We start from the raw sequence: 24368 nt of genomic DNA on the forward strand, positions 1-24368 counted from the left end.
GTAGCCCACATTCGTTGGTCTATATCTAATCGAGATTCTTGATAGCCTGAAATGAATCGGAATGCTCACATGAGTGCCGAACTGCTGTTGAAAGGCCACCATGGAAATCCAAAAGCCTGCGCTTCTTGATTTGCTTTCGCTCGAAGAGCCAGCGCGTGATGTTTTTCGTGCAGCAACGGTGTTCGCCGATCCGATGAACCTCTATGGCGGTCAAGTCGCAGCTCAAGCATTGCGCGCTGCAGGATTGACAGTTGAGAAAGACCGCACCCCGCATTCAATGCACTGTTATTTCTTACGTGCAGGTGATCCGCTAAAACCAGTAGATTATTACGTCCATCGCGATCGCGACGGTCGTTCATATTCGGCTCGCACGGTAAGTGCAATGCAAGAAGGCCGCGAGATTTTGATTATGAGCGCGTCCTTCCATGTGAGCGAACACGGACCAGATGCCCAAGGTTCAACATTGCCCGCGTTCCCAAAGCCGCACGAAGCTGATTTGAAAGTGCTCGATATGCGCACCTGCGACATTGATTTTCAGGAGCCCACGGGAACGAGTGACGGCGACATGATTCGTCAGGTATGGACCAAATCCTCTGTTGATCTTGGCGATGATCCGTTGTTGCATGCGTGTGTTGTTACGTATATCTCTGACATGTTCACCGGCCTTTTCACACTTGTGCCACGCCGCGACGATGTTGCACTCAGTAGTTTGGATCACGCGATTTGGTTCTTGCGCCCGGTTAAGGCGGATTCATGGATGTTTATGCAACTTCAAGGTGAGTCGCTTAATGATGGGCGAGGCTTGTATTCGGGAGAGATGTTTGACGCCAGCGGAGCCATGGTTGCCAAACTTATGCAAGAGTCTTTGTTTCGGCCTCGCTCGCTCAAGGGGTAGCGTTACGGAAATGACCAACATAACTCCGTTTCTCTGGTTTGAGCATTCTGCAGAAGTGGCAATGGAGTTCTATGTATCACTCTTTGATGATGCAAAGGTGCTAAGTGTTCACCGTGCAGGTGATGATGGTCCAGTATTTTCTGTGTCGTTTTCCATTGGAAGTCAATCGTTCACGGCCATAAATGGTGGCCCTCACTACGCTCTCACTCCAGCGACGTCGTGGATGGTTACTTGCGAATCACAGGAAGAAATCGATCGCCTGTGGTCTGCACTAATTGAAGGCGGAGAACCCATGCAGTGCGGTTGGGTTACAGATCGTTTCGGTGTGACCTGGCAAATCGTGCCATCTGTGTTGTTCGAGTACTTAAGTAATAGTGACTCAGGTATCGCTGGGCGAGTTCAAGAAGCCATGCTCAAGATGACCAAGTTCGAGATTTCTGGCTTAGAAGCAGCTGCTCGAGGCTAGTTACGTGCAGATCTGATTAATTACTGCAGCTTGATCGAAGTCCAACTGAGTTAAACCTGCGCGATCGTGTGTGGTGAGTGCGATGGTGAGTTTCGTCCATCGAATATCAAGATCTGGGTGATGGTCCATTTGCTCGGCAACAGCCGCAATTGCGATAACCCAATCGATGACTTGCGTGAACGAAGTGCCGGTGAATGTGCGCGAGATGGATGTTCCATGGCTTTCCCACTCAGGCAATTGATCAATCTGTGCTTCAACTTCAGATGCATTCAACAGATGTGGGCGCATCCCACCACCATAGATGAGAGTGCGTGGATCGGTGATGATTAACGATCCACGCACTCGAACCATTAAGCAGGAACTACCTTGGCGATCTTTGCCGTTGTGGTAACCCAGCTGGTTCCGTTGTCGGTGTAGCCAGATGGGAGGTTGTCCTTCACCTTGTCTGTCTTGGTGTATTTCGCACCGTCATCCGTGAAGCCGGTTGGTGGGGCGTCTTTGACAGTGATGTTGTATCCATCCGGAATGACTGCGTAATATCCCTCGGCGCTGCCGTCTGAGGAATTCCAAGCATCCTTTGCGTAGTAGGTTCCACCATTGCTCCCATCTGTAGAAAACGAAATGTGCGATCCGGTCTGCACGAATTGCTGGTGATAGGTGTACGCACTCGTGGTGGTGACATCGTGGAAGGTGTAAGCCAAGAGCTTTTGACATAGTGCGCCTGCATCGGTGTAACCATCAGGGCACACATAGATGGTTCTCGTGGCCGGTTCCGGTGCGGGTGCCGGTGCGGGTGCGGGTGCGGGAGCCGGTACTGGTTCAGGGGCTGCAATCTGAACGGTCGTTATTGGTGCGGCGACAGGTTCTGCAAATGATCCTGAAATTTGAGCAAGGGTTTGCTGCATAGCGGCAATTGATGCACGTCCAGTTGAAGCTGAGTTACTCGCAGTCACAGTAAAGGTATAGCGCTCGGTCTTACTTAATCCTTTGAGTATTGCGTGCGTATCAGTGGTGACGACTTTAGAAACGGGAACGCGAGAATTGCCTATCGTCGCGGCAGCAGTGAATGACACAGGAACGCCTTCACCTTTATTCACGACATGTTTCCAGGTCAGGCTCACTTCATTAACTTGATCAGTCGTCTCAACAGTCAGCTGCTGCGTTGCACCCACCTGCCCGACCACATTGGCAAAACCAATGCGTTTGTTGTTGAGTAGAACTTGATATCTCGTACCCGCATCGAGTCGGTCGATCACTGCAGGAGTGTTCACTGAAACCCGCGTGCTCTTAGTGACGTGACCTGCCGCTTTCGCTGTAATTACACCGCCGTTGTGGCCAGTGACCGTAATTCCATTGATGCGATTCGCCAGGATCGTGAGTGTGGCGCGCGGGGCTGCAACTGCAATAACTGTGGGGGCCGGCTCTTGGGCAACCGTGGCGGCAAAGGCTGGTGTGGTGCCAAAGAGAGCGACTATCGCTGCGCATGCGGCACCACTCATCAATACTGATTTCATGGTGGTTCCTCCTAAGTTCGGCTGATGCCGTTACTTGAAGGTTTCCTCTGAAGGTCCCTCGGTAAACCGAGAAATGTCAGGGTTGTGTAAGGAATGAGCGCCAGTGCGCGCCGCTATTTTCCTTGAAAGTTGCCTGGACGCTTTTCTCTGAAGGCTGCGAGTGCTTCTTGATGGTCTTGAGTCAACATTGCGACACCCATGTGGTTGGCTACAAGGTCAAGGGCAGTTGCCAAGTCTGTGCGCTGTGATTCATAGACGGTATGACGAATCAATCTGACGGCAATGGGTGGTTTGGCGGCGATCTTGGCTGCAAGATTCCTGGTCGTATCCATAAGCGCATCGTCTGTAACAACGTGATTGGCAATTCCGAGCTCTGCGGCTTGTTGCCCGGTGAGCGTGTCGCCGGTCAGTAAGAGTTCAAGTGCTTTCGCGGTACCCACGAGTCGAGGAAGGTAATACCCACCACCGTCTCCAGGTACGAGCCCGAGATTGACGTAGGACTCGGCAAATCTTGCAGACTGCGCCGCAATTCGAATATCGCACATCAACGCCATGTCCATGCCAGCGCCAACGGCTGCACCTGCGACTGCAGCAATGATGGGTTTATCGCTCGCTTCAACGGCTCGCGCCACACGATGAACTTCATTAGTGAGGAAATCCCGACGTGCTTTTGCTGTGAGTTCAATAGTGTCAAGCACATCCAAATCAATGCCGGCGCAGAAAGCGCCACCTGCACCAGTCACGACAATCACTCGCACGGCATCATCGGTATTGGCTTCAATCAGTAAATCTGCCCAGCGATGAATCATGGAAAGGGTGAAGGAGTTGCGGCGTTGTGGCCGATTCAAGGTGAGCAGCGCAATGCCATCGTTGACCTCGTAAAGGACCTCTTCACTCATGTGCGTTCACCTTCTATTACATCGGAAATGCTGAGCCAAAGATCAGTGTGCGATTGATTGAGGAAGGTGTGCCCAATGTAGGTGTTCCAGAATTCTGGGCGCCCTGCTTCTTCCACCCATGCCCACATTCGCGTCGTGAATTTCCCTAATGCGTATTCCTGGCTCATGCCCATGGCGCCATGTATTTGATGTGCAATGCGTGAGCTTTCTCTTGCGGCCCGGCTGGTAACCGACTTGGCGATGGCGAAATTGAGACTTGTTGGTACTTCAAGCGCAGTCGCTATCGCGCCTTCACCAACGAGTGCGAGTTCGGCAAGTTCCGCAAGGTAATGCGCGATCACCTGCAAACTGGAGATCGGCTTGCCAAACTGTTCCCGAGTCTTAGCAAATTCGATACTCAAATCTCGAACAGCATTGAGCGCTCCGGAAAGTTGAATCGCTCGCGCGAATGCGAGTTGAGCATAAAGATCAAGATGTGACACGCCGCTGGGAAGTTTCGCCATTGAGTGAACGGGCGTTTCTTGGAAAGTCACACTGCTGCGATGTTCATGAGCAATGTTGTCAGTAATCTCAAGGGAGGCGTTGGCTGTGTGAACAAGGCATAGCCATCTATCAGCAGGCACAACAATGAATTCCGCACAGTCAGCTGCGGGAACCCCATGAATGATGCCTGTCAGAGTTGGGCTTCCTGAAGGATCGTTGATCACGAGTGTTGAGTCAGCGGCGAATGCTGGAGTCAGGAGACCGGACGGCATTTGCATCGCGCATTGAGCTAAAGCCGATCCGGCAACCAGGGCCTCAGCAATTGGTGCGCTGTGAGCCTGCATGGCAATTGAGCGAATCGCGGTAGCTGCATCCTGAAGATCCCCGCCCGACCCACCTAATGCTTCATCAATTCCAATCCAAGGAATTCCTGCATCACTCATCAATGTGAGTGCATCTGCATCGCTACACATGTGTTGAATTGAGTCGGCCACCGTTCGCCGCTCAGGGGTGAGGGGCCAATCCATCGCGCTCATCGCAGTAGACCTTTGCTCACGATGCCGCGAAGCACTTCATTGGTTCCACCGCGGATAGAAAAACTTGGTGCTTGGTACTGAGCCTCACGAAGTAACTCTTGAGCTTTGGCAGAAATCGCCGATGTTCGCGAAGGATCGTTCGCTATTGCGAGAGCCGTGAGGACCGTCGACTGTTCGAAATTCGTGCCGATGGTTTTTAGTAAGGGAATGTCAATCGCTGCAGTGTTACCCGAATCAAGATGTTCAATGACTCGTTGATTAATCGTGCGAAAGGTTCGAATATCTGCGAGGACTGCACCGAGTGCGGCGCTAGATTCAGGATTCTCTCCGAGACCTGAAATTAGTTCCTGCAAGAGTGGCAGCGTGGAAAGGTAACGTTCAGGTCCTACGCGTTCGTAGGCGAGTTCTTCCATTGCTTGTTTCCAGCCCTGGCCAATTTCTCCTAGAACATCGGCATCAGGAACGAATGTAGATTCGAAGTGAACTTCATTGAAATGACGATCACCACTGACCATGTTGATCCCGCGAATACTTACGTCGCTATTGGGAAGTCGAACAATGAATTGGCTGAGTCCTTCATGTTTCTCGCCGCTTATACGGGCTAAGACCACGATCGCATCTGCAAGGTGTGCGCCGCTTGTCCAGATTTTGGTGCCAGAAATAAACCAGCCACCGTCGGTGCGTTCGGCTTTCGTGCGCACCGCTGCTAAGTCGGAACCGGCATCGGGTTCGCTCAAGCCCACAGCAATGCAGATTTCTCCGCGGATGACGCGTGGAAGCCATTCATCTTTCTGTTCTGATGTGCCATGACGAAGTACCGAGGGTGCGAATTGACGCTCAGCGAACCAGTGAGCTGTGACGGGCGCACCTGCGGCAAGTAACTCTTCACTCACGATGAGGCGATCGGCCATGGTGCCACTGCCGCCGCCATATTGGGTCGGGAGCATGAGTCCAAGGAGTCCAGCGGCACCAAGACGCAGGCTGAATTCTCGATTAAAACCAATCAGCCAAGGATCGCAATGCGGTGTAAAGCCACCAGTGGCAATTTCCTGTGCCAAAAATGCACGCACTCGAGTGCGAAGCTGGTCGAGCTCAGCCATCGCACCCCTCCAATAGTTCAAGCAGTTGGACGATACCGATCGTTGCGAGATTTGTCATCGAATCCTTCATTTGTCGCAATTCACAGGCAGGTGCGTCATAAGGTGGCGCTCGTGACTGTGCAGCATGCGATTCATGGCCGAGTGCTAGTGGTCACCATTGATCGACCCGAAAAGCGCAATGCGATCAATGCAGAAGTCACTGCTGGAATCGATGCCGCGCTAAATGAGTTGGATGACAATCCTGAACTTTGGGCGGGCGTGCTTACAGGTACTTCAACAATGTTTTCCGCTGGCACTGACATCAGTTCGCGTGATGCGGGTCGTACAGAGCGTGGCGGCGAATACGGTCTCATCCGGCGCGACCGAAAGAAGCCGCTCATCGCAGCAGTGGAAGGCAATGCGCTAGGCGGCGGTTTTGAAGTCGCGCTTGCTTGCGATCTCATTGTTTCGTCAACGACCGCGAGGTTCGGCCTTCCAGAAGTTCAGCGCGGAGTTATTGCGACTTCAGGCGCGCTCTTTCGGGCAATGCGTGCGTTGCCAATCAACGTTGCTCGACAAATGCTGATTGCTGGATTGATTCTTGACGCTGAGCGTGCTTTTGAGCTTGGCTTGGTTGCAGAAGTCACGCCACCAGAACAGGCGCTTGCTGCGGCGATCGCCATGGCGGAAAAAATTTGCCAAGCATCGCCCTATTCAATTCAACAAACGTTGACGGCGATCAACTCTCAACTTAAAGATGACGATGCTGCGGGGTGGGAAGCAACCCAAACTGCAATCGATGCAATTCTCCAGTCAGAAGACATGAAGGAAGGCCATGCTGCCTTTTTTGAAAAACGTGCACCAGAGTGGAAGGGTCGCTAGCAATGAGCGATTTGAAAGCGCAAAAGCGCAGTGTGGCAATTTCAATGACACCCGAAGAGCGCGATGCATATCTCTCAGTTGAACGAGTGTGTCGAGTGGCATCCGTCGGTGCAGATGGAAATCCACACGTCACGCCGTTGTGGTTTATTTGGGACGGAACGTATCTCTGGCTTAACTCAATCGTGAAAAGTCAACGTTGGGTTGATCTGCAGCGCCACCCACTCGTAGCAATCGTTGTCGATGGAGGGCGCGACTTTTTTGAACTTCACGGTGTGGAAATAGAGGGAACCATCTCAGTTGTGGGAGAAGTGCCGCGCGAGCCGAAACCGAATGCGGAACTTGCGCCAATTGAATTGTCCTTCGCACGTAAATACGCAAATAGTGACTCGTTCCATGTTGATGGACGACACGGTTGGTTGCGAGTAACTCCAACCAAAATTACGAGTTGGGATTTTAGAAAGAACCCGGCACTACGTCCGCCTCAATGACTTGCTGCAATAGTCGGCCGTAATGCTCAGCTATCCACTCATCAGAGGTTTCGCTCAATAGACGCTGTGTGCGCAATCCGACGGCGAGTCCGAGCATTAAACAAGCCAAGAGTTCGACGCGTGCCTCGAGATCTGGGCCTGGATCGACCCACTTCGTCAGATACGTTCGCACCCACTCTTGGAACTCTTCTCGTGACCCTTGTGGGTCAGGAGCATCTGCAGTTCTGAACACAGCCTGCGCCCACGGTTCGGACATGTCGTTTTTGCGCCGTAGCAAAACGCGGTTAGCCAGTGATTGACCAATCTCCTCGCGAGGAGTCGATGTGTCTAATTGATCCAAGCTTGTTGGTGCTGCGTCTTCATAAATCTTGGCTTTATTGCCGCCGACTTTCATCACCATTGATGCAGAGAGGCCAGCTTCGGCTGCGATTTGGCGAATTGTGACCGATGGGTATCCGCGTTCGGCAAACAATCGACGCGCTGCTTCAATGACTAGGTCGCGTGAACTTGGCTTCATCGATTCTCCTCATGTAACTCTTTGAGTTGTTCAACAATTTCTGGATCGATGGGTTCAAGTTCATTGTGCTCTGGTTTGGGAATAGCTGTAGCGATGAATGCGCCAATGATTGATGCGGCAGCAGCCAAGATGAAGATCACTTGGAACGCATGCTCAGTAGGCAGGTTCTGGCCATCAATTTCTATAACCATCACAGCCAACACGCCGGCGATCGCCGCACTTGAAACAGAAGATCCGATGCTGCGCAGCAAGGTATTGAGGCCGTTAGCTGCAGCAGTTTCCGTATCCGGAACTGCACCCATAATGAGCAAAGGCATCGCAGCAAATGCGATAGCGGTTCCAGCTGCAACAATCACGGCTGCGATCGCAATAAGCATCACAGTGTCGCTGAAGAACACGCGAGAAACGTAACCGAAGCCCATCAGCCCCGCGCCCGTAATCAAAGTGATCTTTGCGCTGAAGATTTTCGTGATTCGTGCAGACACTGGAGCAAGTATCACCATGGTCAATGAGGTGGGGATCATGACTAAGCCTGCCTGCAGACTGGTGAGTTCATGGCCGTAACCCGTTGATGATTGCATTTCTAAGAGCTGGAATGTTGCCAACATGTTTGCGTACATTGCAAAGCCCATAAGTATTGACGTGACGTTAGTCATGAGGACGGGGCGCCGCAGGCTTACGCGCAAATCAACGAGAGGCCGTGGATTGCGGAACTCAAGGGGCACCCAGATCGCAAAGATCGCAGCACTGACGCCAAACGTGTACAAGGTTTGCGAACTGCTCCAACCCCATGAACCGCCTTTTGAAATGGCAAGCAGGAGTGCAGCCAAAGCACCAGAAAGCAGGATGGCTCCGAGGTAATCGAATTTTCCACCGGTGCGAATTTCCGATTCCCGAACCACAATGGCGATCGCGGTCATCATGATCACCGCGAAAAGGCCCGACACCCAAAAGATTGCCTGCCACCCAAAAAGTCCGTAGACCACACCTGACAACGGCATGCCAATAGCTGCGCCAATTCCCAAGGTCGCGCTCATTAGTGCCACTGCTGAGCTGAGTTTTTCTTCGGGGAGTTCATCGCGCATGATGCTCATGGCGATTGGGATCAACGCAGCCGCGGCGCCTTGAAAGATGCGGGCAACAATGACCCAGAGCAAGGTTGCACTCACGGCACCAATGACCGACCCGATGAGCAGTAGTACCAGGCAGACCATCAGCATTCGCTTTTTGCCATACATGTCTGCCAGGCGCGACAGGGTCGGAGTTGCCACGGCACTTGAGAGCAGCGTTGCGGTGATCACCCAGGAAACGTCATCCACGGATGCGTTCAGAATTTCCGGCAAATCACCTAAAAGGGGAACCAGAAGGGTCTGCATTAAGGAGGCCGCCATGCCACTGATGGCAAGAACGGCAATCACCACGCCGGGCGAAAAGGTGCGCCCTGGACGTTGCAGCATGCTGAGCCCCACCTAGAAGTGAACGAATGTTTACTTATTCAACCACACGCGAGAACCACGCCAATTGCCCGCAAACCGGACATGACTCATGTCACAGCCGGGAATGGGGGACATTGGGTTCTGAGTGGGTCAGATCACGCCTCATATCGGACAAAGCCGACATATACCCACCCCTGTGGACAAAAACCTGCTTGGTTCTGTCAGACCGATTTCCTATGGTCATTCCAGATGAGGTGAGTAATCACCTTCGGAAAACTCCCCGGCAACAGCTGGGAGCATCGTGGCCCTTGTGGTCTATCTCGTGAGATTCGAGATAGCGGTCATGCATGTTGGAGAGTGCAGCTGGCCGGACAGATGGCTCGTGGGCACAGGGACCTGAGGTTTCACCATGCACGCATCTGGCGTGCTGATCGAAGAGGACGAATGCGCATTGCGCACAAGGTCGCCGTTCTGGCGGCCACAGCAGGAGTCGGGCTTTTCCCGATGGCAGCTCCTGCTTTCGCTGAAGAGTCGTTGACCACCACAACTGAGATTGCGGGAATGGGGCAGACCACAGATGTGGTTGCGCGCACCGCGGTGGAGATGACCCCACGAAGTGCATCGCTTGTCACAAAGACTTGGAAATTCGCCTTCGTTTCCAAGGCCACCCTTGACCGCACTGGTGTGCAGCCCAGCTTGTATCGCGGCAAGTTTTATCGCGCAAAACTTGAACGCGTGCGTCGATGCATCGTGCGTCGCGAGAGTTCAGGACATTATTTTTCTGTGTCACACAGCGGCACCTATCGCGGTGCGTATCAAATGTCACCAGCCCTTGCACGCGGAGCAACTTGGATGATGTTCCCTGAATTCAAGTCGGTACTTGGTGAAAAGGCAGCGGAAGTTGCCATGCTCCGACTACGAACAACGCCGATGCATAAGTGGACACGATTTTGGCAAGACGCAGCATTTAGCACCGTCTATAACTGGGAGCACGCAAACTCTGGTGCGTCACATTGGCGGGCCACCAACCGCGGTTGCTAACAACCATTGATCCATCTGGCACGATGCTCAAATGCTTCGAGTCATCACTGCCAATGTCAATGGAATTCGTGCCACAGCTCGCAGGGGTGGCTTGGAATGGTTGGCCGATGCTGACGCGGATGTGATTTGCCTTCAAGAGGTTCGAGCAACTCATGAACAATTACATGCTGTGTTGCAAGATTCACCACTTGCGCACTTCCACGTGCAGCATTCACCCGCCCCGCAATTGGGTAGAGCTGGCGTTGCGGTACTCACGAAGAATCCTGCAAAGCGCATCACTGTTGGCGATGCTCAATTAGATGAGCAAGGGCGCTGGGTTGAAGTTGATGTTGAGACAGCAATCGGTGTCATCACTGTGGTGTCCGTGTACATCAATGCTGGTGAGGTGGATACCCCAAAGCAAGATGAGAAGTACGTGTTCCTTGAATCTATGGATGCGCGGTTAAAGAAATTGGAGTCACCTCGCCGCAAAAACCCAGTGTTGGTCTGTGGAGATTTCAATATTGCGCATCACGAAGTAGATATCAAGAATTGGAAGGGCAATCTAAAGAATTCTGGATTCCTGCGTCAAGAGCGCGATTACTTGGATCGCTGGTTCGCAAAATCATGGCATGACCTCGGGCGCATCCTCGGGGGCCAAGGCCCCGGTCCGTATACCTGGTGGTCGTGGCGAGGTAAGGGTTTCGATACTGATGGTGGCTGGCGTATTGACTATGTGATCGCAACGGCGAAATTAGCTGAGCGAGCGCATACGGCAACTGTGGGTAAAGCCGCTACTTATGCGGAGCGCTGGAGTGATCACGCGCCTCTCACCGTTGATTTTCGCTAGTTACTTCTTCTAATTGATAATTTGTAACTCGGTAAACCGATTCCGTAATGCTGTGGGCTTCCGCTTCATCGTGAGTGACGTGAATTGCAACAACGTTTCGCTCCCGTAGGAGAAGAGCAACTTCCGATGCAAGGCGAGTTCGCAAATCAGAATCAAGTGCGCTGTATGGCTCATCGAGCAGCAGCACTGCAGGGTTCGGTGCCAATGCTCGAGCAAGTGAAACTCGCTGAGCTTGCCCTCCACTAAGTTCCTGGACTGATGCTTTGCCATACCCGGCCATGCCAACCCACTCCAAGAGTTCATTGGCTTCATCGCGAGCTTGTGATTTGGCAACTTGGTGGCGCAGTAAGCCATACATGATGTTTTCTTCAACATTGAGATGCGCAAAGAGCAATGGGTCTTGAAACACCATGCCAACCGAGCGTTGATGTATAGGTGTATGTGTTAGGTCTGACCCATTGATGAAGAGGGATCCAGATAGAGGCGGTTGGCTCCCCAAAATTGTTGACAGCAATGTGGACTTGCCTGATCCGCTCGGCCCAAGAATTGCCACAATTCCTGAATTCGTCGTGAAGTCTGCAGTGAGCAGCGTTGACTCATAACCGACTTGCAAGCCTTGTAATTGCAATGTGTTCATGACTTTTTCCATCGCTTTGCTCCCAAACTATCGATGGCGGCAACTAAGGCCAAGGTTCCGATGACGAGAATCACAGCGAGGGCACAGGCGACGCCAAATGATTGTTCACCTGGTCGTTGCAGCAGTTTCACAATTTGCACTGGCACAGTTGGAGAACTCGAGCGGGCCAGAAACGACGCTGCGCCGAATTCACCGAGTGAAACACAGGCCGCTAATCCGGCTGCGGCAATCGCAACCACTCGCAGCACGGGGCCATAAGCAGTAAAGAAGGCACGAGTGGGCCGAGCTCCAAGGGCACTGGCTGCGATAGCAATTCTTCGGTCAGTTGCGCGCAAGGTTGGAAGCACAACTGCGATCACGAGAGGTACAGCCACAATCGAATGAGCCAGAGGAACGAGAAGATCCGTTCCCCGCAAGTCAAACGGCGCGCGACCAAAGCTCAACATAAAGCCCAAGCCCAATGTCGCCGCTGAAATTCCGAGGGGTGCGAGTGCGATCAGTAAAACCGCTCTCCCGAGACGGTGGCTGAGCACGCTCATCGCAGCCAGTACGCCGATGACACCAGCGATAATCCCCGTAATGAGTGCATATTTCAAGGACGTGGCGATTGCCATGATGGGGGAACCCAAGCGCGTTGTACCTGCATCAAGATCAGTGAGTGAGCTCCACCACTGAAGAGTCCATCCATTCGAGTCGTGAAGTGAACCATTGATTAACGAAATTAAAGGCAAGGTCACAAGAACGATAGTGACAAGAGCAATGCTCGTGACATACACGCGAGTGCGTAGCCCGTGAGGTTTTGGTATTTTCGCGAAACGAATAGTGCGGATCTTCGAAGTTGAATTCATTGATGCACGTGCTCCCAAAACGAGAGCAATCGTCACCACGATCAGTTGAAGCATGGCAGTGATGGCTGCAGTGGGGAAGTCGAGAAGTAAAGACGTTTCCCGCAGTATCTGAGTCTCTAAAGTTCTCGTTGAGCTATTTCCCAAAACGAGAACAACGCCTAAAGATGTGAAACAGAAGACAAAAACAATTGACGCTGCCGAAGTGATCGACGCTTTAAGTTGAGGAAGTGTGACAGTGATGAAGGCGCGAAATGGCGATGCGCCAAGGCTACGAGCGGCGATCAGCATGCGTTGATCAAGTTGTTGCCAGGTTGCACCAACAATGCGCACCACAACTGCGAGGTTGATATAGATGTGGGCGATCACTACGAGTAGCAGACCTGAGCTGAGCATCGTCCCAAGCAACTCACGAAACGCTAAAGCGATCACGACTGTTGGAAGTACGAATGGCACCGTCACAATCGCTTGCGTGAAAGCCCGTCCGCGGAATCGATAGGTAGCGAGTACGCCAGCGATGGGAATACCAATGAGCAAGGCTCCCACCATGCTGATGAGCGCTTGTAGTGCTGCGGATGCAGCGATACCCAACTGTGGGGAAAACTCAATGGATTGAATGTCAGCGAATGAACGGTGCAGAACGCTGACTAATGGATAGCCAAGCGCAATGCCGAGAAAGAGTGCGGGGAGTACCCACACCCATCTCAACCATGCTGGTGAATTCAGCGACCCATCACCTGACCCCACTGATTGAGCCAGGTTTTGAGATTGGCATCTACGTCAGTGGCAGAGAGTTGCAAGGGCTTTTTAACTTTTGCAGCGAATTGGGTGAACACCTCAGGAAGGGGGGTATTTGCTCGTGCAGGAAAAACAAACATCGACAAAGGCACGTCGGCTTGGACCTCCGGTGAAAGCAACCAGTCCACAACTTTTTGTGCGGCCGCTTCATTCTGGGTTCCGCGCAAAATTCCAGCGAATTCGATTTGTCGATAGCACCCGTCGGTCAGCACTGAAGTTGAAGGCTTTGTTGGCTTTGGGTCTTCTGCATACACAATTTCCGCGGGTGGGCTAGTTGCATAGGAAACGACGAGTGGGCGAGTACCACCGGATGCACTAAATGCGCTTTCGTACGCGTCTGTCCAGGAGCCAGATATCTGCACCCCATTTGCCTCAAGTTGCTTCCAGTAGTTGGTCCATTGATCGCCGAACTTGGCTTTGGTGGCCAACATGAATGCAAGTCCTGGCGATGAAGTTGCCGGGTCTTGCACAACAAGAAGATCTTTGTAAGCAGGAGAGGTCAATTGATCGATACTTGTAGGTATTGCCACCTGGTTCTTTGCGAACCAAGCATCATCAATGTTTACGCATACGTCGCCGTAATCAATAGGTGTCACGAATCCGTTACCCGTATCTGTTTTCAATTCAGGAATTACCGAATCGAGATTTGTTGATGTGTAGGCAGCGAACACGTCAGCATTCGCGGCTTTCGTCAGAAGCGTGTTATCGATACCGAACATCACATCGGCACTTGGAGATCCGGATGCAAGAACCGCTCCAGCCACCATGGCGCCAGCATCGCCAGCTGTGGTGATTTTGAGTGTGATACCGGTGTCTTTCTTGAGTTGAGCAACGAGCGCTTCGCTCACCACGAATGAGTCGTGCGTAAGGAGCGTGACCGTCGCTGGCCCGGCTTGTTCTTGGGAGGAACCGCAGGCGGCGAGGAGCGCAAGTGAACTTGCGGCCCCTATGACGGCAATTTTTTTCAACACGGATGAAAACATTTCGACCTCTTCCCTAGCGCTGGCATTACCCAGATCAGGTTGTGTGGGTCGGTGGATGCGTCCACCCTCTCAGCCCGCCGAATATGCGAGCTCCCCTTGGTATGGAGAAGTCTAGGACCTGCGGATTGCTCGCACGATCAGCACGGCTGCCGTGGCAGCGACCAGGCCTAAGAAGAGGAAAACCACTGCCCACACATCGACACCCGTCGCGTTGATGCGCACAATCCCCGCTCCAATGAGCAATAGGGCTGCGAATGACTGCAAGAAGACAGCGAAACGAAGCTGGCGTGGAGTGGATGCGTTGGTTTGCACGGAATCAATCTACACAGAGCCAAATTACCTAGCGTGTATCTACGTAAGGGAGTTCCATTTGGTGATCACGTGTTGTTCATGTTCAAAGCCCAAGGTGGAAATCGTGGCAGGGGAGAGAGCGAAGTAGCGGGCATGGATTGGGGAAAGACCCAGCCACCGTGCCGTGAGGATGCGCAATACATGACCATGAGCAACGAGCACTACCGTTCCGCCAGCGAGCACGGTAGGAAGTGACTCAGCGATTACACGATCAACGCGAGTTGCAACATCGCTGAGTTGTTCACCATTTGGAATCGGTGAGTCCCAAATGAGCCAAGAATTTTCGTTGCGTTCAGCGCGAATCTCAGCAGTAGTGCGACCTTCAAATTCGCCATAGTTCCACTCGGTCAGATTAGGTTCAGTTCGAGTGACGACCAGTCCTGCGAGCGATGCGGTGTGCTGTGCGCGAGTGAGCGGACTACTCAAAACGAGATCAGGATTTTTGGGAACAGTGCTTGCGAGTTTCCTTGCAGAGTCCTCACCCGTGGAGGTGAGCAAAATGTCAGTGCTACCAGTGTGTTTTCCCGACACGCTCCACTCAGTTTCGCCGTGGCGAATCAAAAATATCTGCCCTGTCATGGGTGCGTGTTTCTTGAGTCCCAGGCTTGCTGCAATGCCGATGCAAAGAGCTCACTCGACTGTGCTCCGGTAACACCGAAGCGATCGTCAATCACAAAAAATGGAACACCTGTGCAGCCAAGTGCTTGTGCAATTTCCTGATCACGACGAACAGCATCAATCAAGTCATTCGAGTGCAGGAAGGTCAGCGCTTCTGTCGCATCGAAACCTGCAAGCGGCGCAAAGGCGGCGAGAGTTTCATGACCGAAAATGGATTCACCGCGTTCGAAATAAGCACTGAGCAAAATCTCGAGAAGTTGCTGCCCGCGAGTGTGATCAATGCGCTGCGCCCACAGCACGAGTCGATGGCCATCGCGAGTATTACCGCTCAGTGTTCGTTCAAGCTGGTAGTTGAGTCCAACGCTTTTGGCGGCATCGCTGACATTGCGCAGCATTACGTTGGCTTCGTCAAGGCTCACGCCATATTTATCGGCAAGCATTTGTGTGGTTGGCGTGGTCGTGGGCTCGGCATGGGGATTGAGTTGATAAGCCCGATGGTTGATGGTGACCTGATCACGGTGGGGGAACAGCTCGAGGGCGATTTCTAGCTGGCGCTTGCCGATAAAGCACCAGGGGCACACCAAGTCTGACCACATTTCAATCTGCATGGGTCAACCTTGCCCCCTCATGATTGAGCCCTCAAGAGGTACCCCTTGGCACGAATTCACCTGTCGTTCATCTTTGCGTCAGTCGCTGTTCCCCCGCATGCCCCCCATGCGTCAATCTGCCTACTCCAATATCTGGACATGGCCACTCCGGACCTTCAGCAGCGCGATCTTCAGGCGGCAGCGACCTCGCATCGTGGCGACCGGGTGTTTAATCGCGCCATTACGGTTGCGGCCTTTATTTCGCTCATCATCTTGGCGGGCATCGCCATCTTCTTGGGTGCCCAAGCACTTCCTGTGTTTCAAGAGCTCGGCTTCAGCTTCCTCACCACCACAGCGTGGGATCTCACGACTGATCCGGTATCCGTTGGCATTTTCGGCATGCTGTACGGCTCGATCTTGCTTTCGGTAGTGGCCCTGGTCATTGCGGTCCCGGCATCTCTGTTGCTTTCAATTTTTATCGTGTTTCTTGCGCCAAAGAAGCTTGCCTCGATTTTGACTAACTCAATCGACCTCATGGCAGCTATTCCTTCGGTGATTTTGGGTTTGTGGGCCTTCTATGTTTTGAATCCTCAAGCTGAAGAGTGGCAACGACTACTCAACGAATATTTGGGTTGGATTCCATTCTTTGAAAACGCATCTGGCAACTTCTTAGGAACGCCATTCATCGCGGGTTTTGTGCTTGCCATCATGGTGATTCCGATTACAACGTCGGTTACGCGCGAAGTACTTGGTCGCACACCACCGGATTTGATCAACGCAGCTGAAGCGCTTGGTTGCTCAATGTGGACAATGCTTCGCTATGTCGCTCTGCCTTATGGCCGCGGCGGCATCGTTGGTGGTGTGATGCTCGGCCTTGGCCGCGCTTTGGGTGAGACCATTGCAGTGTTCTTCGTACTCAAGCTCGTGTACGACACGAACTGGTACCACGTCATCGAATCAGGTGGCGGTTCTGTCGCAACGTTGATCGTTTCCCGCTTTGGTGAAGCCTCCGGTCCATTCGAAGTTCAGTTGCTCCTCGCTGCTGGCTTCTTCTTGTTCCTCATGACTCTCATCGTCAACATGATCGCCAACCTCATTGTGAGCCGGACAGGACGGTTGAAGAAGTGACGACACTATTTGATCCTTCAAGAATTCCGACCTTGCAACAGCAAGAACGCACCCGACCATGGAGCAAGCGCACCAAAAAATTTGATGTGTCTGTCGCTCTAGCTGTAATCGTGCCGTTGCTCATCGTCGTAGCGATGTTCCAGTTCAGTGATATCCCCGACGCCTTGGTCATGGTGATTTACCTGCCGCTTCAGCTCATTGCCTCAGGTATTGCCGCCTACCTCACTAAAGGCAAGCGCGGCATTGGTGACTCGCTCATCATTGTGAATGCCATTGGTGCATCGATCTTCAGTTTTGTGGTCATCATTTCGGTGATCTGGTCATTGCTCTCGCACGGCATAAAAGCCCTGTCGATTCCTTTCCTGACCCAAAATTCGACCTACATCAGTCCATCAACACCGCTTGAGTACGGTGGAATTGCCCATGCCGCGCTCGGTACGTTGTTGATTGTCGCAATCTCTGCATTGATCGCTGTGCCAATTGGCATTGCCACGGCGATCTACATCACTGAAGTCCGTGGCAGGGCAGTTCCTTACGTTCGCTTCTTCGTGCAGTCGATGTCGGGTGTGCCTTCCGTAGTTGCTGGCTTGTTCATCCTTACGACCTTGATCTTGACTGGCGCCATCAACACCAGCGCCTTTGCTGGCGGATTGGCTTACGCGATTTTAATGCTGCCAACGGTTGCTCGTACCGCAGAAGAAGTGTTGCGCTTGGTCCCAGACGACCTTCGCACCGGAGCCCTTGCACTCGGCTCGACTCGCGCGCGCACTGTTTTCCAGGTTGTGCTTCCTGCCGCCAAGACAGGCATTGTCACTGCGATCATCCTTGGCGTTGCTCGAGTGATCGGTGAAACTGCCCCGCTCCTGATGACTGCTGGAAAGAACGACGCAACGGTGACGAATCCTTTCTCAGATCCGATCAGCACACTGCCTGTGTCGATCTTTGAAAACGTAGCTCAGCCTTATCCCGATGCAGTTACACGCGCTTGGGGCTCGGCGTTGATTTTGATGGTGGTAGTTGCAATTTTGTTCACGGCTGCGCGGCTCATCGGTCGCAACAAAGTTAAGTAAGGCAAGGCGAGATCAACCATGGAGGAAGACGACATGTCAACAGCAGAGTTCGAGAAGAGCGTTGTCGCGTTGGAGCAGGAATTCAACGACGAGGCTGAGATTCGTCCGGTTGAGCTCGAAGCGCGCGACATCAGCATTTGGTTCAACACCCGCAAGGTGCTTGAAGGCGTCAACATGAAGTTCGAGAAGAACACTGTGACGGCACTGATCGGACCGTCAGGTTGTGGCAAGTCAACCTTCATCCGTACGCTCAACCGTTTGCACGAGTTGCTTCCAGGTGCGGCGCTTGCTGGTGAAGTGCTGTACGAAGGTCAAGATATTTATGGCCCAACGGTTGATCCAGTGCACATTCGCCTGAATATCGGCATGGTCTTCCAGAAGCCAAATCCATTCCCATCAATGACCATTCGTGGCAACGTGCTTTCGGGCCTGAAGCTTTCCGGCATGAAGCGCAGCAATCACGATGAAATCGTTGAGCAGACTCTTACTTCTGCAGGCTTGTGGAATGAAGTGAAGGATCGCCTTGATCATGCAGCGGGTGAGCTTTCGGGCGGTCAGCAGCAGCGTCTTGTGATTGCACGAGCACTTGCTGTGAATCCACATGTGTTGTTGATGGACGAGCCTTGTTCCGCTCTTGACCCAGCATCAACACTGAAGATCGAAGAAACCATTCGTGAATTGTCAAAGGACATCACCATCGTCATCGTTACGCACAATATGCAACAGGCTGTTCGTGTCGCGGATAACACGGCCTTCTTCCTCGCAGCTGAGGGTGAACCAGGTCATGTAGTTGAGCAAGGTAAAACAACTGACATTTTCGGCAACCCACAAGATCAGCGCACCCTTGACTACGTCAACGGTCGTTTCGGGTAACCAACTGTTCACCATGCATGGGGCTATTCGTGACACCGACTGTTCATCTAACTGTCAGGTATATGTCATAGATCCGACGTAATTCGTAAACCTGGCTTACCTACATTCATAAAAGTAAGACCTACATACATCATCAAAGGAGAAATCAGTGCGTCGCACTCTCGTAGCTATTGCAACGACAGCCCTTGCTGCTTCAGCAATTGCCGTTGCAGCACCTGCTCAGGCAGCAGAGACCATCAGTGGTGGTGGAGCTTCATTCCCATACCCATTCATTTCCCAGTGCGCGGCTGATTTCAACGCCTCGCAGAAAAACTTCACGATCAACTACACCTCAACGGGCTCAGGCACCGGTAAGAGTAACTTCACCAAGGGCACCTTTGCCTATGGTCAGACCGACTCCGCGTACACAAGTGGCGAGCCAACCTTCGATTGGACCTACGTTCCAAACATCGGTGGCGCGCTTGCTTTCCCAATCAACTTGAAGAACGCCAAGACCGGCAAGACCCTTGGTTCATCAATCCAGTTGAAGCGCACCACACTCAGCAAGATCATGGCTGGCGCAATCACGAAGTGGAATGACAAGGAAATCCTTGCTACCAATGCTCGCATTGCGGCTTCGATCCCAGCTCAGAACATCACTGTGGTCTACCGCTCAGGCAACTCAGGTACTTCAAACAACACCCTGCAGTATTTGAACGCTTTTGCGCCAAGCATCTGGAGCAAGGTTCAAGATGACTTCTCAACTGCATTCCCAGGCGGCAAGCCACCTGCCAGTTCATTGGCTGGCAAGGACAACGCCACCATCATCGCGACGATTGATGCCACTTCAGGAGCAATCGGTGCTGTTGACTTCGGCGACGCAAAGGGCTACCCAGTAGCTCGCATTGAAAACGCTCTTGGCGAATTCATTGCTCCTTCAGCCGCATCAGCAGCGAAGAACCTTGCAACTCAAACCAACCTGAACTCACGTGGCTTGGTTGCACTTGACTACAACGTCAAGGCCAAGGGCGCGTACCCAATGGCGATCTTCAGCTACGGCATTGCTCGCACCGATGGCAAGGGACCTAACGGTCTGGGTGTTCGTCAGTTCCAGGATTACTTGATCCAGAAGTGTGGACCTTCGCGTGCAGCACAGCTTGGTTACGTTCCAGTTGCTGGCGCAGTGCTCGCAAAGGCAAAGGCACTTGTAGCAAATATCAAGTAGTCAAACCTTCTGAAAACTCAGTAACACCAAAGCGAAAAGGTGAGGGCGATGTCTCGTAAGAATTCACGGGGCGTCGCCCTCACTGCGTTTTTTGCAGTGCCATTGGCTGCAGCAGCACTGATCCTTAGTGCGTGCACGCCACCTCTTCCACCAGATGTGTTGGCAGCTCAGGCGGAAGCAAACATCACTTGCCAAACAGGCAGCGTTGATGTGGGAGCTCCTGAAATGTTTTTCGGTGCTGTTGATGCTGTTGGTCAGTCACTCACCACCACGTGCCCAGACCAGGCGGTGGTTGAAGTGGCAGCAGATCAGCCCGCACCGGTGCAATTAGTTGACGTGCGTCCTTCACCTGCATTACTGGCTTCTTTTAAAGCATCGAGTTGTGTATCAGGAACCACACTTGTTGTTCCTGCTTTCACTTATCCGGTAACCATGGCATTAAATGAACCAGGACTTGAAGGCATTCAATTATCGCCAAAAGCAATTGCTGGAATCCTCAGCGGTACGGTCAAGACTTGGGACGATCCACTGATTACTGCATCAAATGAAGGGTTGCTCCTTGATGGGCTTCCACCACTGCAATTGGTGACGTCGAAGTTTGATCAAGGCAGTGTCCAGGCAATGACAGCCTGGCTTAGTGCAACAGCCCCAGACACTTGGAAGCAAGGCACCGTTGGCACTCTGTCGGCCGGTGAATCCTTCGACACGGTTGCCGATCTGGTTACTTCAATTACCTCGAATGAAGGACAAATCGCGATTTTGCCAGTCACCACCGCGAATAACAACGTATTGGGTATGGCATCCCTGCCGGCGGGACCTAATACCGACATCTGGGTCACCGCTGAAGATATTCAGTTAGCCAAGGTCGGATCAGCAGCTATGACAGACCAGACCAGCACACTTGCTGGCAGCGAATCCAAAGACATGCTTGTTTATGGGCCAGGTCTAGGCGGCGTTCCAGTTGAAGGTCAGTTCGATATTGCTGCTTCAAAGATTGTGCTGAGCGAGGGACAAGAACTTATTGGTTGGCCCGTGATGGGTGTCGCGCACCTTTTGGTGTGCAACGACAAAGCCAACCCCCTGCCTCTCTCGTTTGCGCAATATCTCGTACGCCTAGCTGGTCAAGGTTCGCTTGAAGCCTTTGGTGTGACGCCACTGCCAGAACCAATTCGCATCAAGACTTTTGCGCCGCTTCAGGTGAATGCTGCGGCCAATGCTGGTTCGAACGAGTAGCAACTCCACACGTCCTATAAGAAAGAGCCCCAGCCGTCGGCTGGGGCTCTTTCTACTGAAAGATTTAGTGCTTGTGACTTCCCGGTACATAACGGCCCTGTGAAGCAACGATTTCTGCTTCTGCCTCAACGCGACCTTCCCAGTCAGCACCTTCAACGCTCTTACCTGGCTCAAGATCCTTGTAGACCTCGAAGAAGTGCTGAATTTCGAGACGATCGAATTCAGAAACATGGTGAATATCGCGAAGGTGTTCAAGGCGTGGGTCACCAGCGGGTACACACAGCACCTTGTCATCGCCGCCTGCTTCGTCGGTCATGCGGAACATGCCGATAGCGCGGCAACGAATGACAACGCCCGGGTAGGTGGGTTCCTGAGTCATCACAAGTGCGTCGAGTGGATCGCCGTCTTGACCCAAGGTGTCATCGATGAAGCCATAGTCATGTGGGTAACGAGTTGAGGTGAAGAGCATGCGGTCCAAGCGAATACGGCCGGTCTCGTGGTCTACCTCATACTTATTGCGGCTACCTGCGGGAATTTCAATCGTGACGTCGAATACCAAGGGGTTCATAGTCGCCTAGTCTTCCCTATAGATGGTGCGATGACTGCATAGAAGAGAGGTGACAGGTGACACATAAGCGAAAAATGGCGCTATTTCTAGGGTTTTTGCTGTTGTGGTGTGCGTCACCCATCACGCAATCGCTTGCATCTGCGGCTGATGACTCCTCGTTAGTGCTGAACCCAATCCCAGTTGTCGGTAGCAAAGCACCGACCCCAACCGCTGCAGGTCTAACAGCGGCGCTGAGTGCCACGGTGAAGCGTCCAGCCTTGGGCACTGTTGGCGCTTGGGTCGGGGACCCGGCCACGGGGGACATGCTTTTTGATTCACAAGGTTCGACTGCGTTGCTCCCTGCATCAACATTGAAGTTATTGACCGCAGTAACAGCACTCAAGTTACTCACACCTACACATCGCATTGCTACTCGCGTCGTGGTTGAAGGTTCAACACTGACGCTGATCGGCGGCGGTGACCCAATGCTCGCAAGTTCCGGTCCAGGAGCGTCACTGACGTCCTTGGCCACTCAAGTCGCCAAGCAAGTGCAGTCAGCTCCAGTGCTTGTGAACTACGACAGTTCACTTTTTACTGGCCGTAAGTTGGGCCCAGGCTGGTCAGCGTCATTTCCTGCTGCTGGTGTTGCAGCTCCTGTCGCGGCATTGATGGTTGACCAAGGTCGTGTCAATCCGCGCGGTAATTCACGCGTTGATGACCCAGCGAAGTACGCCGCTCAATTATTTGTGAAGGCTCTGCGTAAAAGTGGAGTGAAAGTGAACATCGGTGTGGAGGCCAAAGCGCCAATCAGCGGAACGCAAATTGCCAAGGTTGAGTCAGCGCCGGTTCAACAGCTGGTCAATCACATGCTCACAGATTCGGATAATGACTTAGCAGAGTCACTTGCTCATCTGTCTGGTGTTGCGCAGTCGGGAACAGGAAGCTTCGCAAGTGGTGCAGCTGCGATGAAGAGTGCGGCGACAGAACTGGGTATTCCGGTGCAAGGCATGCAGCTGTCCGACGGCAGCGGTCTGTCGAGTAAGAATCGAATTGCGCCACAAACGCTTGGAAAGATTCTCGTTCTTGCAGCCAATGGATCATTTGATGGCATCGCACCAGCGTTAGCAGTCGCAGGATTTACTGGGACGTTGGCTGATCGGTTTACTTCAGGATCTCAAAAGGTGGCCGCTGGTTTCGTCCGTGCGAAAACTGGAACATTGCGATCAGCAGTCGCGCTCGCAGGAATGGTTCCAGATGTTCAAGGACGAGTGCTGGTGTTCGCGATTCTCGCCAATGACATTGCCTCTATTGCAAAAGCACGAAACGCCGTTGATCAATTCGCGACGAAACTACGTCTGTGCGGATGCGTGTAACTATGGGCGAAGATATTCCTGAGCGCCATTGGGCATCATCACAGACCTTGACCGTGCGTTCTGCGGTTCACGAGTCACTCGCCAATATTGGATCTGGTTCAACAATCATCGTTGCCTGCTCAGGAGGCCCAGATTCATTGGCATTAGCAGCGGCTGCTGCTTTTGTGGGCAAACAACGCGAAATTTCGGTGATAGCGGTCATCGTTGATCATCAGTTGCAAGACGCGTCAGCAGAGGTTGCTCAAGCTGCAGCAGCTGCGTGTATTGAGTTCGGAATTGATTCCGTCGTCGTTGCTGAAGTCGCAGTGAACGGGGATGGCGGACCGGAGGCAGCAGCGCGTCGAGCGCGCTATGAAGCTTTAGAAGCAATGGCTGCGAAATATCAAGCCTCGTGCATTCTGCTTGGGCACACGCAAGATGACCAGGCTGAAACTGTGTTGTTGCGATTGGCAAGAGGATCTGGGACCAGATCGATTGCCGCGATGCAGTTTCGCAATGGATTACTTGTGCGTCCGCTCTTGCAGGTCTCGCGCGCAGTGGTACATGCAAGTGCCAAAGATGTGTGTTCCGCAATTGGTGTGGTTCCGTGGAGTGATCCGCACAATCTTGACCCTCGATTCACGCGAGTGCGAGTTCGCGCTGCCTTTGAAGGGCTGGAGGAAGCCTTAGGTGCGGGGTTTGTTGCGGGGTTGGCGCGATCGGCGCTATTAGCCAGTGATGATGCTGACGCTTTAGATCAATGGGCCGCGCAGGAGTTTGATTCGCTGGTCACTTTCGATGATTGCTCGATGAGCGTCGGTATAGATGATTTTCAATTGCTCCCATCCGCTATCCGTTCCCGAATGATTCGTCGTATGTGTATGGATCTGGGAGCTGGCAGCGACGCAGTCACTTTGGGTCATGTGCAGGCAGTAGATGCACTTATTACCCAATGGCGAGGCCAAGGTCCAGTGAGTTTGCCAGCCCGTGTGCTTGCCTGTCGTGAATATGGAAGGCTGACCCTTACCTCGCCTAAATCAACCCTCAACGCAGGAGACCCCCTTGCTACCTGAACAC

Annotated in this window: 27 protein-coding genes and 1 riboswitch; of the genes, 13 read left to right on the forward strand and 14 right to left on the reverse strand. The window is 52.8% G+C overall.

What is annotated here, in order from left to right:
- The first annotated feature begins 100 nt into the window (after window positions 1–100).
- Window positions 101–895, forward strand: a complete 795-nt coding sequence (locus PHN51_05510) for a thioesterase family protein (protein ID MDD2818236.1) — start codon at window positions 101–103, stop codon at window positions 893–895.
- Between the two features lie 10 nt (window positions 896–905).
- Window positions 906–1361, forward strand: coding sequence for a VOC family protein (locus PHN51_05515; protein MDD2818237.1), 456 nt, complete (start codon window positions 906–908; stop codon window positions 1359–1361).
- Here the strand turns inward: PHN51_05515 and PHN51_05520 are convergent, their stop codons facing one another.
- The 5 genes from PHN51_05520 to PHN51_05540 all read right to left on the reverse strand — a co-directional run bounded on the left by PHN51_05520 (window position 1362) and on the right by PHN51_05540 (window position 5893).
- Window positions 1362–1703, reverse strand: a complete 342-nt coding sequence (locus PHN51_05520) for a 4a-hydroxytetrahydrobiopterin dehydratase (GenBank protein ID MDD2818238.1) — start codon at window positions 1701–1703, stop codon at window positions 1362–1364.
- An 8-nt stretch (window positions 1704–1711) separates the two neighbouring features.
- Window positions 1712–2875 carry a fibronectin type III domain-containing protein gene (locus PHN51_05525; GenBank protein ID MDD2818239.1) on the reverse strand — a complete coding sequence of 388 codons (1164 nt, stop codon included), beginning with the start codon at window positions 2873–2875 and terminating at the stop codon, window positions 1712–1714.
- A gap of 113 nt (window positions 2876–2988) precedes the next feature.
- Window positions 2989–3774 (reverse strand): enoyl-CoA hydratase-related protein, encoded by a 786-nt coding sequence (locus PHN51_05530; GenBank protein MDD2818240.1) that lies wholly within the window; start codon window positions 3772–3774, stop codon window positions 2989–2991.
- Window positions 3771–4793 carry an acyl-CoA dehydrogenase gene (locus PHN51_05535; GenBank protein ID MDD2818241.1) on the reverse strand — a complete coding sequence of 341 codons (1023 nt, stop codon included), beginning with the start codon at window positions 4791–4793 and terminating at the stop codon, window positions 3771–3773. Before PHN51_05535 ends, PHN51_05530 begins: the two co-directional genes overlap by 4 nt.
- Window positions 4790–5893, reverse strand: coding sequence for an acyl-CoA dehydrogenase family protein (locus tag PHN51_05540; protein MDD2818242.1), 1104 nt, complete (start codon window positions 5891–5893; stop codon window positions 4790–4792). Before PHN51_05540 ends, PHN51_05535 begins: the two co-directional genes overlap by 4 nt.
- Window positions 5894–6004: 111 nt before the next feature.
- Between PHN51_05540 and PHN51_05545 the strand changes: the two genes are divergently transcribed.
- The gene (locus PHN51_05545) at window positions 6005–6754 is read left to right on the forward strand and encodes an enoyl-CoA hydratase-related protein (GenBank protein ID MDD2818243.1); all 750 of its coding nucleotides are present in this window, start codon (window positions 6005–6007) and stop codon (window positions 6752–6754) included.
- 2 nt (window positions 6755–6756) lie between these two features.
- On the forward strand, window positions 6757–7242 hold the full coding sequence (locus tag PHN51_05550) for a pyridoxamine 5'-phosphate oxidase family protein (GenBank protein ID MDD2818244.1): 486 nt from the start codon (window positions 6757–6759) through the stop codon (window positions 7240–7242).
- Here the strand turns inward: PHN51_05550 and PHN51_05555 are convergent.
- Complete coding sequence (locus PHN51_05555; protein MDD2818245.1) at window positions 7208–7759, reverse strand: TetR family transcriptional regulator; 552 nt, start codon at window positions 7757–7759, stop codon at window positions 7208–7210. The genes PHN51_05550 and PHN51_05555 overlap by 35 nt on opposite strands.
- Entirely contained in the window at window positions 7756–9216 is a 1461-nt protein-coding gene (locus PHN51_05560) for an MFS transporter (GenBank protein MDD2818246.1), read from the reverse strand. Before PHN51_05560 ends, PHN51_05555 begins: the two co-directional genes overlap by 4 nt.
- A gap of 423 nt (window positions 9217–9639) precedes the next feature.
- On the opposite strand from PHN51_05560, the gene PHN51_05565 reads away from it, so the two are divergent.
- Together PHN51_05565 and PHN51_05570 are read left to right on the forward strand one after the other, a co-directional pair.
- Window positions 9640–10236, forward strand: coding sequence for a hypothetical protein (locus PHN51_05565; protein MDD2818247.1), 597 nt, complete (start codon window positions 9640–9642; stop codon window positions 10234–10236).
- Window positions 10237–10267: 31 nt separating this feature from the next.
- On the forward strand, window positions 10268–11065 hold the full coding sequence (locus PHN51_05570) for an exodeoxyribonuclease III (protein ID MDD2818248.1): 798 nt from the start codon (window positions 10268–10270) through the stop codon (window positions 11063–11065).
- Here PHN51_05570 and PHN51_05575 read toward each other — a convergent pair.
- The 6 genes from PHN51_05575 to PHN51_05600 all read right to left on the reverse strand — a co-directional run bounded on the left by PHN51_05575 (window position 11046) and on the right by PHN51_05600 (window position 15905).
- Window positions 11046–11702, reverse strand: a complete 657-nt coding sequence (locus PHN51_05575; protein MDD2818249.1) for an ATP-binding cassette domain-containing protein — start codon at window positions 11700–11702, stop codon at window positions 11046–11048. The two genes, PHN51_05570 and PHN51_05575, sit on opposite strands and share 20 nt — an antisense overlap.
- A complete protein-coding gene (locus PHN51_05580; protein ID MDD2818250.1) occupies window positions 11699–13246 on the reverse strand; it encodes an ABC transporter permease subunit in 1548 nt (515 codons plus the stop codon). Before PHN51_05580 ends, PHN51_05575 begins: the two co-directional genes overlap by 4 nt.
- A gap of 23 nt (window positions 13247–13269) precedes the next feature.
- Window positions 13270–14328, reverse strand: a complete 1059-nt coding sequence (locus tag PHN51_05585; GenBank protein MDD2818251.1) for a thiamine ABC transporter substrate-binding protein — start codon at window positions 14326–14328, stop codon at window positions 13270–13272.
- Window positions 14320–14435: riboswitch (TPP riboswitch) on the reverse strand. (Overlaps the previous gene by 9 nt.)
- 4 nt (window positions 14436–14439) lie before the next feature.
- The gene (locus tag PHN51_05590; protein MDD2818252.1) at window positions 14440–14640 is read right to left on the reverse strand and encodes a hypothetical protein; all 201 of its coding nucleotides are present in this window, start codon (window positions 14638–14640) and stop codon (window positions 14440–14442) included.
- Window positions 14641–14679: 39 nt separating this feature from the next.
- The gene (locus PHN51_05595; protein MDD2818253.1) at window positions 14680–15258 is read right to left on the reverse strand and encodes a histidine phosphatase family protein; all 579 of its coding nucleotides are present in this window, start codon (window positions 15256–15258) and stop codon (window positions 14680–14682) included.
- The gene (locus tag PHN51_05600; protein ID MDD2818254.1) at window positions 15255–15905 is read right to left on the reverse strand and encodes a DsbA family oxidoreductase; all 651 of its coding nucleotides are present in this window, start codon (window positions 15903–15905) and stop codon (window positions 15255–15257) included. Before PHN51_05600 ends, PHN51_05595 begins: the two co-directional genes overlap by 4 nt.
- A 138-nt stretch (window positions 15906–16043) precedes the next feature.
- On the opposite strand from PHN51_05600, the gene pstC reads away from it, so the two are divergent.
- The 5 genes from pstC to PHN51_05625 all read left to right on the forward strand — a co-directional run bounded on the left by pstC (window position 16044) and on the right by PHN51_05625 (window position 21392).
- Window positions 16044–17012: a phosphate ABC transporter permease subunit PstC gene (gene pstC, locus PHN51_05605; GenBank protein MDD2818255.1), complete on the forward strand. Its 969-nt coding sequence runs from the start codon at window positions 16044–16046 to the stop codon at window positions 17010–17012.
- On the forward strand, window positions 17009–18082 hold the full coding sequence (gene pstA / locus PHN51_05610) for a phosphate ABC transporter permease PstA (protein MDD2818256.1): 1074 nt from the start codon (window positions 17009–17011) through the stop codon (window positions 18080–18082). The genes pstC and pstA overlap by 4 nt, the downstream gene beginning before the upstream one ends.
- Window positions 18083–18115: 33 nt before the next feature.
- Window positions 18116–18955, forward strand: coding sequence for a phosphate ABC transporter ATP-binding protein PstB (pstB, locus tag PHN51_05615; GenBank protein MDD2818257.1), 840 nt, complete (start codon window positions 18116–18118; stop codon window positions 18953–18955).
- Window positions 18956–19103: 148 nt separating this feature from the next.
- Window positions 19104–20159 carry a substrate-binding domain-containing protein gene (locus tag PHN51_05620; GenBank protein MDD2818258.1) on the forward strand — a complete coding sequence of 352 codons (1056 nt, stop codon included), beginning with the start codon at window positions 19104–19106 and terminating at the stop codon, window positions 20157–20159.
- Between the two features lie 48 nt (window positions 20160–20207).
- Complete coding sequence (locus tag PHN51_05625; protein MDD2818259.1) at window positions 20208–21392, forward strand: substrate-binding domain-containing protein; 1185 nt, start codon at window positions 20208–20210, stop codon at window positions 21390–21392.
- A 64-nt stretch (window positions 21393–21456) separates the two neighbouring features.
- Here PHN51_05625 and PHN51_05630 read toward each other — a convergent pair whose 3' ends face one another.
- Window positions 21457–21960, reverse strand: a complete 504-nt coding sequence (locus PHN51_05630; GenBank protein ID MDD2818260.1) for an inorganic diphosphatase — start codon at window positions 21958–21960, stop codon at window positions 21457–21459.
- Window positions 21961–22016: 56 nt separating this feature from the next.
- Between PHN51_05630 and dacB the strand changes: the two genes are divergently transcribed.
- Both dacB and tilS read left to right on the forward strand, forming a co-directional pair.
- Window positions 22017–23312 (forward strand): D-alanyl-D-alanine carboxypeptidase/D-alanyl-D-alanine-endopeptidase, encoded by a 1296-nt coding sequence (dacB, locus tag PHN51_05635; protein ID MDD2818261.1) that lies wholly within the window; start codon window positions 22017–22019, stop codon window positions 23310–23312.
- A complete protein-coding gene (gene tilS, locus PHN51_05640; GenBank protein ID MDD2818262.1) occupies window positions 23303–24364 on the forward strand; it encodes a tRNA lysidine(34) synthetase TilS in 1062 nt (353 codons plus the stop codon). The genes dacB and tilS overlap by 10 nt, the downstream gene beginning before the upstream one ends.
- Window positions 24365–24368: the final 4 nt, after the last annotated feature.

Source organism: Candidatus Nanopelagicales bacterium (assembly GCA_028687755.1).
Classification (GTDB): Bacteria; Actinomycetota; Actinomycetes; order S36-B12; family S36-B12; genus UBA11398.